At 61.8% G+C, this 13,102-nt stretch carries 8 protein-coding genes and 1 tRNA gene; 4 read left to right on the forward strand and 5 right to left on the reverse strand.

The window, feature by feature from the left end:
• Positions 1-79 precede the first annotated feature (79 nt).
• From HMPREF1022_RS01650 to HMPREF1022_RS01665, 4 genes are read right to left on the reverse strand one after another with little or no spacing between them, the layout of a single operon-like run.
• Positions 80-3,028 (reverse strand): PD-(D/E)XK nuclease family protein, encoded by a 2,949-nt coding sequence (locus HMPREF1022_RS01650; RefSeq protein ID WP_009301593.1) that lies wholly within the window; start codon positions 3,026-3,028, stop codon positions 80-82.
• On the reverse strand, positions 3,025-6,270 hold the full coding sequence (locus HMPREF1022_RS01655) for a UvrD-helicase domain-containing protein (protein ID WP_009301594.1): 3,246 nt from the start codon (positions 6,268-6,270) through the stop codon (positions 3,025-3,027). The genes HMPREF1022_RS01650 and HMPREF1022_RS01655 overlap by 4 nt, the downstream gene beginning before the upstream one ends.
• 13 nt (positions 6,271-6,283) lie before the next feature.
• Entirely contained in the window at positions 6,284-7,588 is a 1,305-nt protein-coding gene (locus tag HMPREF1022_RS01660) for an ATP-dependent 6-phosphofructokinase (RefSeq protein ID WP_009301595.1), read from the reverse strand.
• Positions 7,589-7,616: 28 nt separating this feature from the next.
• Complete coding sequence (locus HMPREF1022_RS01665; RefSeq protein ID WP_008683982.1) at positions 7,617-8,174, reverse strand: HD domain-containing protein; 558 nt, start codon at positions 8,172-8,174, stop codon at positions 7,617-7,619.
• 280 nt (positions 8,175-8,454) lie between these two features.
• Between HMPREF1022_RS01665 and HMPREF1022_RS01670 the strand changes: the two genes are divergently transcribed.
• On the forward strand, positions 8,455-9,573 hold the full coding sequence (locus HMPREF1022_RS01670; protein ID WP_008683983.1) for a PSP1 domain-containing protein: 1,119 nt from the start codon (positions 8,455-8,457) through the stop codon (positions 9,571-9,573).
• 36 nt (positions 9,574-9,609) lie between these two features.
• Positions 9,610-11,607, forward strand: a complete 1,998-nt coding sequence (gene metG / locus HMPREF1022_RS01675) for a methionine--tRNA ligase (protein ID WP_008683986.1) — start codon at positions 9,610-9,612, stop codon at positions 11,605-11,607.
• A gap of 170 nt (positions 11,608-11,777) precedes the next feature.
• Here the strand turns inward: metG and HMPREF1022_RS01680 are convergent, their stop codons facing one another.
• A complete protein-coding gene (locus HMPREF1022_RS01680; protein WP_008683987.1) occupies positions 11,778-11,966 on the reverse strand; it encodes a hypothetical protein in 189 nt (62 codons plus the stop codon).
• Positions 11,967-12,103: 137 nt separating this feature from the next.
• On the opposite strand from HMPREF1022_RS01680, the gene HMPREF1022_RS01685 reads away from it, so the two are divergent.
• Both HMPREF1022_RS01685 and HMPREF1022_RS01690 read left to right on the forward strand, forming a co-directional pair.
• Positions 12,104-12,901, forward strand: a complete 798-nt coding sequence (locus HMPREF1022_RS01685; protein WP_008683989.1) for an undecaprenyl-diphosphate phosphatase — start codon at positions 12,104-12,106, stop codon at positions 12,899-12,901.
• 78 nt (positions 12,902-12,979) lie between these two features.
• Positions 12,980-13,056, forward strand: a tRNA-Met gene (locus HMPREF1022_RS01690).
• Positions 13,057-13,102 lie beyond the last annotated feature (46 nt).

Raw genomic sequence — 13,102 nt, forward strand, 5'->3', positions numbered from 1 at the left:
GGTAAAGCCTGATTATGAAAAAGCAAGGCAGCCGGCAGGAGCAATCCATCATTGTAAACGGATTTTCACGCTGCGTGATTCAGGCCATGCACAAACCGGCATAGGGGCACCAGGCGCAATGCCGGTCCGGCCGGGCCGCGAAGTGCAGGGCGCTTTCCAAATGGCGCAGGACCAGGGCCAGGCTGAGATCGCAATAAGCAAGGGCAGCCGTCAGGTCTTCTTCCGCAAGGCCGCCGAACAGGGGAATTTCCGCCCCGTCTTCCTTGAGTTCGACCAGGGCCGCATCGCCGGGAGCGCCTATATTTTTTGCCTTGATCATGGACAGGTAGCAGGGCAGTTGCAGGCTGGGCAGGCGTTGGCGCAACTCCTCAAACAGTGCCGACATGGGGTCTTCCCCCATGGATGTTTGCGCTTTTATTCCCGGGGCAGAGCAGGCCTGGGCCACTCTTTCGAAGAAGGGTGCGTCGGTCCAGAGGCTGCCGTCATGGCGTTTGATGGTGCCGGTCTTATAATCAAGTACATACAGCAGGCCGTCGCGCCGGTCCAGGCGGTCTAGGGTGCCGGTAAAGGCATAGCGTTGTCCGTTGAGGTCCAGATCCACGTTCAGTTTTTCTTCCAGAGCCAGGATCAGCGCGCTTTCGGGCTGCCGCGCCAGGAAGCGTTCCAGCCTTAACGGCGCGGCTGTTTCCAGCATCAGGCAACTATCCGCGGGCAAAATCCGGCGCAGGTCCGCCGCTTCCAGAGCTTCGTAAAAGCGGGCCCGCACGGTTTCCATGGAGATATCGCCCCGCCTTACTTCCTTGTGCAGATAGGGCTCGTACAGCGCGCGCAGGGTATTATGAATGCATATCCCCACCGCCGCCGGGTCATCGCCCTCGTTGATCTCCCGCTGGGGCGCGAGACGGCAGAGATATTGCCAGGCGAAGCGCAGGGGGCATTGCAGATAGACATCCAGCCGGGTGGCGGAAAGCGGCTCGCGCAAGAGATGTTGCAAGGCCGTGTCCAGGCCCGCGCCGCGCGGCAGGCTTTTGGGCAAGACCTGACTGGCGCGCACCGTACAACGTGCCCCGGCCAGAGGCTCCTCTCCGGGCGTGAGCAGCGCTCCCCGGCGTTGTTCCTCCTCCCAGATCAGTTGCTCCACAAAGCGGCTGCGGCTTTTTTTGCCGTCAAAAAGGGCGGAGCGGGTGATGCCTTCCTGCCAGAAAAAATGAACTTCCTCCGCCCCGGCGCACAGGCGATAGAGGGTATGCGCCGCCGTGCGCTCGCGTCGCCGGGCGTCGGGCAAGCCGAGGACCTGGCGCAGGGAATCCGGCAGCAGTGGGTCCTGGGCCGGATTGCCGGGCAGCTTGTCGTCCGTGGCGTCCACGATCAGCACGCGCTCAAAATGCAGCAGGCGGGTTTCCAGCATGCCGAGCACCTGCAGGCCTGTGAGCGGTTCGGCCTCAAAGGGCACGCGCTCCTGTTCCAGTACCTGTCGGGTGATGCCGTGCAGCACGGCCGGAGGAAAAGGGGTCTGCGCAAGACAGGTTTCACGCAAGATGGGCGCGGCGTGGCGCATGAGACGGAACATGGCCTCCGCGTCCAAAGGAAAATGCCGCCACATATCGCCGCCGTAGGCCAACAGAAAGTCGCAGATGCCGTGCAGGCATTCGGCTATATCTTCCGTGCTGCGGGCGGCGGACAAGGCTTCCACCGTGATGGCCAGGCACTGGGAGAGCAACGTGTCCAGCGGGGCGGGCAGAGCGGCGCGGCATTCGTCGGCCAGAGCCGCCGGATCCACAAAACGGTTGCCCGTGCGGACTAGAGCTTCCAGGCGGCGCAAGGCGTCGCGTAAAAAGAGCGTTCGGCCGCTCTCGTCCTCTATCCGCAGCATATTCAGATAGGGGTGCCGCAGGCATTGCAGCAAGGTACGCCAGTAATAGCGCCCATCCTCGGACCGTCCCTCCTGCAGGCGCAGCAGAGCGTCCAGCAGGCGGTTGAGGGGCGAGCGGGTCAGAGGATAACCCATGGATACATTGACGTCCTTGTCCGGCAGATGGTGCAGCACTGGCATGAGCAGGGCGCTGTCCGTGAGCAACACGGCGGTGGAGGGCATGCGGCCGTTCGTCTTCGTATCCTTTTCCAGCGTGTCACGCATGGCCTGAAGCTGTGAATGGCAGTCATAACCGGCGAAAAAGGACAGACGCGGCTTGTGCGCCGCTTCCAGCGCGGCGGGCTCCACAGCCGGTTTGGCCCTGGCCTGCCAGCGACGCAGCCATGCCGCGTGTTCGGCGCAGGCCCAGTGCGCTGGTTCATTTCCAGCCAAGGCAGGATCAGTATGCAGGCAGATATGCGCTCCGGCCCGCCAGAGCGAGCGCAGCAGCACATCCTCCGTGCCGCTCAACACGGAAAAGCCCGCCACCAGCACCGGCCTTTCGGCACCGGGCACGAGCAGAGGCGGAATATGTGAAGCCTGGCGGCTGGCCATGTACTGATCCAGCCCCGGCGTGGTCCATCGGCGTTCGTTCAGGGCCGCCAGATAGGCGCGGCCGATCCGCCCCAGGGCTCCCAGCAGAGCCGCCGCGGGCGCGGCCACTTCATTCTCCACATAGGCCAGGTCCGCGGTTTCCAGGCCCTGGCCGAGCATTTCTTCCAGCAGGGCGGCCAGGCGCAGGCCCCAAGGCAGAAAAAGCGCCATGTCCATGCGCGCGAACCGGGCGGAAAGAGCCGCGTCATCCTCGGTCAGGTTCTGCACGCAGCCGTGCAGCAAAGCCACGCGGTCCAGCATGTTGGCCGTATGCAGGGGCACGTCGCTGGTGCCAGCCCGCCAGACCTTGACCATATCAGCCAGGGTGAGAACCTTCGGCAGCAGGCGCGGCTTCCTCTCTTTGGCATAGAGCTGCAAAAGATACCGCCAGGGGCGGTTATGCGGCACAATCAGCAGAGCGGAACCGGAACGGCCGCCGCTGCAATCTTCCAGCACGGCTTTCAGATCGGGCAGAAAAGGCCGCTGCCAGGGAAAAATCAGAAAGGGCGAACGGTTCATCATAATCGGGTCTCCGGCGACGGCAGGAGCTCGCCGCACGTCTCGCACAGAGGCGAAACCCGCGTCGCTTCCACCAGTTGGAAGCGACGCTGATCCAGATAGACCAGCAGGCCGCGCGCCGTGCCGCCGTAGTCGCCGCTCTGCTCAAGGCAGCTCAGATAGCGGCGCACTTGGCTGATGTGCTCCGCTTCGAGGCGGCCGCTTTTATAGTCGATGACCAGCGGTCCCCAGGATTCGCGCACCAGCAGATCCATGCGCAGCACATGGCCCTGTTCGTCCATAAGCGACTGTTCGGGCCAGCCCTGCTCAAACCAGCGCCCTGCCTCGGGCTGGGACGCGAACCAGGCCAGAGCCCCGGCCAGCGAGTCGCGCAGGGCCGGATCATCCGGCACAGGCAGGGGATAGTTGCGCAGGCCGAAAGAGAGGGCGGCCCTGGCGTCCTCCTCCGCCTGCCCGGTAACGCGCAGATGCTCCAGGCAGAAATGGAGCAGGCTGCCGCGGTCTTCGGCCTTGAAGGCAAAGCCGCCCAGCGGATTGCGGAAGATCTTTAAACGGGGCAGCCACTGCATGGGCCGCCATTTCTGTTCCGGTACAGCCGCCTCGGTAAGTGGCGCGGCAAGCGGCTCGGGGCAGATCTCGTCGTCCGTTGCCCCGTTGCGCGGGCACTCCACCGGCGTGCCACGGCTGTAGGGCAGCCTCAACTCGGCCTCCTGCCAGAGAATATCCAGGGCCGCGCAGAGCGAGCCGCTTTTGTTGTCCAGACCCGGCGTGCCGGTACGGAAAATGTGCAGTTCGTCCCTGGCCCTGGTAAAGGCCACATAGAGCAGATCCAGATTTTCGCAAGCCTGCCGCGCCAGATCCTCATAGTAGATTTCGCCCAGAGCCTTGCGATTGGGCACCGCCATGCGCAGTCCGTCGCGTTCCAGCAGAACGGGACGCCCTGACGGGCGCACGTTGAAGCTGGTCCAGGGCAGAATCACCACCGGAGCTTCCAGCCCTTTGGATTTGTGGATAGTCATGACGCGCACGGCATTCATGTTTTCGGGCATGGGCACTTTTTCTTCACCGCTTTTGTCTTGCCAATGCTCGAGAAACGTGGACAGGGTAGCAAGGCCTTTTTCTTCAGCGCTGTGCAATACTTCCATAAAACGGCGCAGGAACGTCCGGGCTTCCGGAAAGCGTGCTTCCACGTCCAGGCGCGTAAACCATTCCAGCACCGTGTCATAGGGTGTCATCAGGCCGGACTGACTGTGAAAGGGGGCCAGCAGGTTCCGCCAGATCAGCGGCCAGCGCCGTCTGAAACGCAGATGAAATGGCCCTTGGCCCGGCTCCGCGCACCAGCCGTGCAGTATTTCCCAGTCGAGTTCCGCCGCCTGCGGGTGTTCAAGCACGATGGAACCCGTGAGCATGGTCCAAAAGGCGATGTCGTCGTCGGGATTGTCCAGAAAAGCCAGCAAAGCCACAGTCTGTACAATGAGCGGGTGTTCCGCCAGCAGCAGGCTGTTTTCCGTGATGACCGGAATGCCCTCATGTACCAGACCTTCGGCGGTCACGCGGGCTGTTTCATTGCCGCGCACCAGCACCAGCACGTCGGACCAGGGCCTGCGCGGGCCGATTTCGTCCCGCAACAAATCGCAAAGGCGTTCCAGCACACAATCCCGCAAGTCGTCCTGCGTGGCGCCCTGAATCTCTTCGGCCCGTACCAGGCCGCCTTCCCGGGCCTTGGGCGGACATTGCTGCGCCGCGCCCGCAAAGGCCCGACTCAAGCGTCGCGTGGCCGTAGTCAGAACTTCCGGGGGCGTATCGCCGGGCAGCAGGGCGGCCAGCACCCGTTGCGCTGTAGCCGCATTTTCCAGTGGGGCAAAAATCCGGTTGTTGTGCTCCACCACTTCCCGGCGGCTGCGCCAGTTGCGGGGCAGATGGCGGCGTTCCCCGCCGGGAGCCAGCCGCGTCAGACCCTGATCGTCAAAGACCGCGTCGAACAGCTCCGGCTCGCCGCCGCGCCAACCGTAGATGGATTGCTTGACGTCGCCCACCCAGGTCAGAGAGCCGCCGCGCGACAGGGCCTCTTCAAGCAAGGGACGCAGGGCCTGCCATTGCTCGCGGCTGGTGTCCTGAAATTCATCCACCAGAAAATAGGTCAGGCGCGTGCCTAGGCGGCAGAGCGCTTCCGGCACGCCGCGCTCGCCCTCCAGCACTTCACGGGCCAGACGCGGCACCAGCAGGCCGGGCAGCGCGCCTTCCTGTTCCTGATTTTGCAGAAAAGCGGCCACCAGAGCCTGTGCCAGGCGCACAAAAGGGGCGATGCGCAAGGCCTGGACAATCAGCGCGCCTTCCCCGGCCCGGCGACGGGCGTGGGCCGAGTAAACGGCAAAGGCCTGCGCGGTTGCTTCCGGCACCACGGTATTTTTGAGAAAGAGTTCTTCAGCTGTTTCCTTACTTGCAAAGGCGGAAGAACATTTTTCCACTTGGCCCCAGGAAAGCTGTTCCACAGCGCCCAGAGCCGGTTTTTTCCAGCGCAGACCCGCAGCCTGCGCGGAGGCCAGAAGTTCCCGCGCGGCCTGCACGGCGGCCTCATCCATTTCTTGAAGTTTTTCTTTAAGAACGGCCTCCGGCGTCAGATCCTCGAACCGCCCCAGCAGCACATCGTCCAGCAAATCCCGCAGCTGGCGGAGCAGTTTTTCCCCGGCCAGAAAACCCTTGCTTTGGCCGTGCACCACCAGAGCCCGGCAGGCCTCGCGCAAAAGATCGCGCATGGCCGCGTCTTCCCGCCAGGCCCGTTCCATAAAAAGGTCCAGGTAGGGGGCCAGAGCCTCCTCAGTGGCGAAGACGGGCTGGAAATCAGGATGGAGATTCAGCTCCAGGGCGGCGGCCCGCACGATAAGATGCAGCAGGCTGTCAATGGTGCGGATGTTCAGGGCGCTCAGATCGCGCATGATAACATCCACCCAGCGGCGGGCCTCGCCCGCATCAAGGGGAATGTCTTCCGCGCGCGCACCCAGAGCCGCGCTTTTCAGGTGGCGGATGACGCGGTCGCGCATTTCAGCGGCCGCGGCGTTGGTAAAGGTGACGGCCAGGATGTCGCCCCAACCGCACTGGCGGCCCTCCGGCGCCAGCGCGCAGGCCGGAGAGGCCGCCACACCCGAGGCATGCCCGCACTCCATCAGGCGCAACAGAAAACAACGGGTCAGCTCATAGGTTTTGCCGGAACCGGCCGAGGCCTTGACCTGGCAGAGACGAGACATGTGGAGAGCGGCTCTATTCGGGCGGCAGCATGCCCTTGAGCATGCCCTGGCCCGTGGATTCCAGCACCGCGCGCCAGAGATCGGAATAAATGTTCAGCTTGCGGCGCGTTTGGGTGACCAGTTGCAGGGGCAGATGCACATAGCGGTCCTGCAGTTTGGCCACCACCATGTCCGTACGCCCGGCCATGGCCGCATGCACCGCGTACTGGCCCAGAAAGCCGCAGTAAACCTTGTCGTTGGCGTTGGCCGGTACGGAGCGGATGATGTAGCTGGGGTCGATGTATTTGATGGAATGCTCCATCTGGCGGGCGTTGAGATAGGTATTGATTTCCTTGCGCAAAAGGTCGGCCACTTCGCCCAGCACGGGATTGCCCGAGGCGTCGGTGCCCGCGCTGTGTTTCAGCAGATGCTGACCCGCGCCCTCGGCCGCCACAATGACCGCATGCCCTCTGGACCGCAGGCGTTCTTCCAGGGCGGGCAGCAGGCCGCCTTCCCCCTCCAGGGTGAAAGGCGCTTCCGGAATCAGCACGAAGTTCACTTCCTTGAGGGCCAGCGTGGCCCGCGCGGCGATGAAGCCGGACTCCCGCCCCATGAGTTTGACAAGGCCGATGCCGTTGGGCGTGCCGCAGGCTTCGGTATGGGCGCACTCAATAGCCTCGGTTGCCTTGAATACGGCGGTTTCAAAACCAAACGACTGGGGGATGAAATTAATGTCGTTGTCAATGGTTTTGGGAATGCCGATCACCGCGATCTTCAGGCCCCGGTTCTGCACTTCCCGGCTGATGGAAAGCGCCGCCTTCATGGTGCCGTCGCCGCCGATGACGAAAAGGGCGTTGACGTTGCAGCGCTCAAGGGTGTCCACGATTTCCTCGGGCGACTGCGGCCCGCGCGACGAACCCAGAATGGTGCCGCCGAAGCGATGGATGTCGGCCACCACGTCCGGGGTCAGCTCCCGCAGGGCGTGCCGGTACTTGGGGATGAAACCTTCCAGGCCGTAGGGAATGCCCACAATGGAAGGCACATTGTAGGCGTGGTAGGCCTCCATGACGATGGCGCGGATCACGTCGTTGATGCCGGGGCACAGGCCGCCGCAGGTGACGATGGCGCACTTGGCGCGGGAGGAGTCGAAATAGAGCTTTTTGCGCGGCCCTGCCGCCTCGAAACAGACGCAGCAGGCCTTTCCGTTGTGTTCGCTCAGTTCCTCATCCACAAAAATCTGAATACGTTTGTCGTCGGCCCAGGTGCGGTAGGGCAGATGCGATTCCAGCTTGCAGGGCCCTAGGGTGCGGATGCTTGTATCCAGCGCGCATTCTTCCATGATCTGCCTCATAAAAAAAGTAAAAACGCTATTTGCTCAGGCCCAGTTCCGCGGCCTTGCCGTGCATGGCTTCAATGGACAGAGCCAGAAAATCGTCCAATTCCAGCCCGGCGTCGGAGCACTGGCGGATATTGTCGCGGTTCACGCTGGCGGCAAAGGCTTTGTCCTTCATCTTTTTCTTGATGCTTTTGGGCTCCATGCCCTCCAGGCCGGTGGGGCGCATACGCGCCGCCGCGCTGATGAGCCCCGTGACCGTCTCGCCGCAACGCAGGGCGTAATCAAAGCGGCATTGCGGAGCAGCACCGTTCATTTCGCCGTTATGGGCGCGGATGGCGGCCAGAGCCTCTTCCGGCAGCATGCCGGTCAGCATGGTCGCACTTTCCAGGCCATGTCGTTCAGGCGCTTCAGCGGTGGTGGGATAGTCCAGGTCGTGCAGCAGCCCGGTCAGGCCCCAAAGGTCCTCATCCTCGCCGAAACGGCGCGCCAGAGAGCGCATAATGGCCTCCGCGGCCAAAGCGTGCTGCAACAACGATACCGGCGTGCCCTGGTCCGCCAGCAGTTTCAGGGCTTCATCTCGTTCAATCATCATCAGGCCCCCTTTATGCTCTAAATGTAAAACAGGGGCGCAACGATGGCAAGGCGAGACGGCAAGATTAGGAACGTCCGGGGTCTCAAAAGATATGGGGATGCCGAGGCCGTGTCCGCGCGTTTGCCTGCCGCCTTCCCTTCCGCGCGGGGCAGCGACACATGACCGGATAAGCTTAAACGAAGCGCACCGCGACCCGCCGCTGTTGACAGCAGGGGCAATATGGCCGAAAAGCAATGTCTTAGACACATTCTTCTGACGTTTTACCGCAGTGATGCTTATGCCCATATTTGGTGTTAAATTTCGTGAGCTCGGACAGACGAGCTACTATTCCGGCCCGCCGGAGCTCAAGCGCGGCGACCATGTTCTGATTGAGGCCGATCAGGGCCTGACCCTGGCCGAGGTTGTTTCCGGCCCGCTTGAAGGCCTGCCCGGCATGGAAGAGCAGGACCTGCCCGACATTCTGCGCCAGGCGGACTCCACGGATCTGGAAACCGGCAGGGAAAACGAGGCGCTGGCCCGCGAGGCCACGGCCTATTGCCGCCAGTGCATCCGCGACCGCCGCCTGGACATGAAGCTGGTGGACGTGGAGGTCTTTTTTGACCGCAGCAAGCTGATCTTTTACTTCACGGCGCCCGCGCGCATTGACTTCCGCGATCTGGTGAAGGATCTGGTGCGAGAATACCGCGCCCGCATTGAGCTGCGCCAGATCGGCGTCCGTCATGAAACCCAGATGGTGGGCGCGGTGGGCAACTGCGGCATGGTCTGCTGTTGCCGTCGCTATTTGCGCAAGTTCGCCCCGGTGACCATCCGTATGGCCAAGGAGCAGAACCTTTTTCTCAATCCGGCCAAAATTTCCGGCATCTGCGGTCGGCTGCTCTGCTGCCTTTCCTATGAGCAGGAAAATTACGACCATTTCCACCGCCATTGCCCGCGCCTGGGCAAGAAATACCAGACCGACCGGGGCGGCATGAAGGTGCTGCGGGCCAATATGTTCCGCAATTCCCTGTCCGTGATCACGGAAAATAACGAGGAGCTGGAACTGAGCCTGGACGAATGGCAGGCTCTGGCTCCCCACCGGCCCGAGCCCCAGCAGCAGAGCGGCCAACCCAAGCCGACCGCCAAGCCCCGGCAGGGGGACGGTTTGCTGGTGGTTTCCGTGACGCCCGACACGGTGGAAGACCCTGGTCTGTTTGATGACCTGCTGCCTCCGGACGAAAGCCGGGCCCATGAGGACGGGCAGGCTGCTGAGCGGCCGGATACGGCGAATTTTGCGGAAAACCGGGAAGAGAAGGGCGGCGCGCCCGCCGGACCAGCCGGACCATCGGGAGCCGGCGAAGCGGGCAAAGGCCGCCGCAAGCGTCGGCGCAAGCCCGCGCAACGCCCGGAAAACGAATAGCGTATTGGGGTTCAAGTCAACAGCACGGAGCCTTGTGTGAAAAGTTTTTTCATCACCACGCCCATTTACTACGTCAATGCCAATCCCCATCTGGGACACGCTTACACCACCATTGTCGCGGATTCCCTGGCCCGCTTCCATAAACTGCTGGGCGAGGACACGCTCTTCCTGACCGGCACGGACGAGCACGGCGACAAGATCGTGCAGGCCGCCGAAAAACAGGGACAGACTCCCAAGGAATTCGTGGACGATATCAGCGGCCGTTTCCGGGCGCTCTGGCCGCAACTGGGCATTGCTAATGACCGTTTCGTGCGCACCACGGACGAGGCGCACAAGCGCACGGTGCAGGACTTTCTGCAAAAAGTGTATGACGCCGGCGACATCTATTTCGGCGAGTTCGGCGGCCATTACTGTTACGGCTGTGAACGCTTCTACACGGAAAAGGAGCTGGAAAACGGCCTCTGCCCCCAGCATCTGACCAAGCCGGAATTTATCAGCGAAAAGAATTACTTCTTCCGCATGTCCAAATATCTGCCCTGGCTGCGGGAGTATATCAGCCAGCATCCGGATTTTATCCGGCCCGAGCGCTACCGCTCGGAAGTGCTGGCCATGCTGGAATCGGGCGCGCTGGAGGATCTGTGCATCTCCCGCCCGAAAACGCGTCTGACCTGGGGCATTGAGTTGCCATTTGACAAGAATTACGTCTGCTACGTCTGGTTCGACGCCCTGATCAACTACATCAGCGCTCTGGGCTGGCCTGACGGGGCCGAATACGTCCGTTACTGGCCCGGCGAACATCTGGTGGCGAAAGACATCCTCAAGCCGCACGCCGTATTCTGGCCCACCATGCTCAAGGCCGCCGGCCTGCCGTTGTACAAGCACCTCAATGTGCACGGCTACTGGCTCTCGCGGGATACCAAGATGTCCAAATCTCTGGGGAATGTGGTGGACCCCCTGGAGACGGGCCGACGTTTCGGGCTGGACGCCTTCCGCTACTTCCTGTTGCGCGAGATGCACTTCGGCTCGGACGCCAGTTTCAGCGAGGAATCCCTGATCGGCAGGATCAACGCTGACTTGGCCAACGACCTGGGCAATCTTTTCAGCCGGGTGCTCTCCATGACAGCCAAATACTTCGGCAGTTGCGTGCCCCAGCCCAAACAGCGCGAGCCGGAAGACGAGGCCATGGTGGAACTGTGCGCCACGGCCATGCGCAATTTCTCCCAGTTGTTCGGCAACGTGCAGTTCGCCCAAGCTCTGGAGTCGCTCTGGGAGCTGGTGCGGGCCCTGAACAAATATGTGGACAGCCAGGCCCCCTGGGCCCTGCACAAGCAGGGCAATATGGAGCGGCTGGCCACGGTCATGTACATTCTGCTGGCGGCCATGCGCAAAGTTGCGCTCTGCCTCTGGCCGGTCATGCCCGCCGCGTCCCGCCGGATGCTGGAACAATTGGGCCAGCCCGTGGAAGAGGGGTTGCCCCCGGTGCCCAACCTGGATGATGAAATCATTTGCTTCGGCGGGCTGTCAGCTGGCACGCAGGTGTCGGCAACGTCCAATCTTTTCCCGCGCATCGACGTGAAGAAAAATACCGACGCGGACGGGGACAAGGCGCCCGCGCCGAAGGTTAAAGAAAAACATAAAGAAAAGAAAGCGGACAAGCCCGCCGAGGCCAAAGCCGCGGCTCTCGCGCCCGCCGCAACAGCGGGGCGGCCCGAGGTGGACTTTGATCACTTCAAGGCTCTGGACCTGCGGGTGGGCACGGTACGCGTGGCGGAACGGCATCCCAACGCGGACCGTATCCTCCGTCTGGAAATCGATTTCGGGGAAGGGCAGTTGCGCCAGATCCTTTCAGGACTGGCGGAATATTATGCCCCCGATGATCTGGTGGGCAAACAGGTCTGCGCCGTGCTGAATCTGGCGCCGCGCAAGATCCGGGGCCTGATGTCCCACGGCATGGTGCTTACCGCCCAAGGCGGGGACGAGCTCAGCCTGCTGGCTGTGGCCAAGGCCGTTCCCGACGGCAGCGAAATCGCCTAGAACCTTTTTGACACTACGTTCTTTTGCCCGCTGGCTTTGTTGAACTTCGCCTTTTATTCCGGTCGAGTACCATAAGAAGTACACTCCCTGCATAAAAGGCTCGTTCTCCTTGCCAGCGAACAAAATCCCAGTAGTGTCAGGAGGCCCTAGCAAAGAAAAAAAGCGGAATCTTAGTCGCGTTTCTGCTCCTTGCGGAAAAGAAACTCCAGAGCTTCCGCGTCCACAGGCGTAAGGTTGAAACGCATGCCCGCTTCGTCCAGCAGGCTGGACAGGCTTTTGTGGGGGTCGCGTTTGTGTTCCTCATTCAGATAGGCAATAGCTTTGCGCACAAGTTCGCTCTGGGGCATGATGGTCGGCATCGGGGTATCCTCACTTTTTCTGTTAGATAGCCACGACGCGGCTTTTTGGCAATGCCGCGTTGTAAACGACTGTGCCACGGCCGGATCGAAAAGCAGCGGACTGCCGCGTAGCGCGGCGGGCCGCCCGGAGACCCAATATGGATAATCTGCTCACCGCCCTTATTCTGAGCATCGTGGAAGGCCTGACTGAATTTCTGCCGGTCTCCTCCTCGGGGCATCTGATTCTTGTGGGCGATCTGCTTAATTTTGTGGGAGAGCGGGCCGCCACCTTTGAGGTTGTGATTCAACTCGGGGCCATTATGGCCGTGGTGGTGCTGTACTGGAAACGCTTCTGGGGCCTGGTCCAGCCGCAGCCCTACGTGCGCTTCGCGGGCATGCGCGGCATCTGGCTGCTGGTCCTCACCTCGCTGCCCGCCTGCGTGATGGGCCTGTTGTTCCACTCCCTGATCAAGGAATATCTGTTCCGGCCTTCCACCGTGCTTATCGCCTTGGTGGTGGGGGCCGTGTGCATGATTCTTGTGGAACGGCGCAAGCATAAGCCCACCTGCATCAGCCTGGACGACATGACGCCGCGTCTGGCCCTGGGCATCGGCTGTTTCCAGTGCCTGGCCCTCTGGCCCGGTTTTTCGCGCTCAGCGGCCACGATCATGGGCGGCATGCTGCTGGGGGCCAAGCGGCCGCTGGCGGCGGAATATTCCTTTATCGCGGCGGTGCCCATCATGGTGGCCGCCACGGGCTTTGACATGCTGAAGAATCTCAGCCTGTTCACCTCGGCGGACATTCCCTTTTTCGCGGTTGGCATAGTGGGCTCCTTTATTTCCGCCCTGTTGGCGGTCAAAGTTTTCGTGGCCCTGGTGGGGCGGATGACCCTGGTGCCCTTTGCCGTCTATCGTTTGCTGCTCGCGCCCTTTGTCTATTATTTTATGGTTAATTGACGGATGGTACAAAAAGCGCTTGCCAAGCCCCGGCAAATTGTATAAAGAATTCGACGCGCCACTATGGGGGCGCAATACGGCAAGGTAGCTCAGTTGGTCAGAGCATGCGGTTCATACCCGCAGTGTCGGGGGTTCAAATCCCTCCCTTGCTACCAAATTTCGTCCTGAACAGGATAGAAAAAAACCCTGAACGGCATAATT

The sequence above is a fragment of the Desulfovibrio sp. 6_1_46AFAA genome (assembly GCF_000224635.1).
In the GTDB taxonomy this organism is placed as follows: Bacteria; Desulfobacterota; Desulfovibrionia; order Desulfovibrionales; family Desulfovibrionaceae; genus Desulfovibrio; species Desulfovibrio fairfieldensis.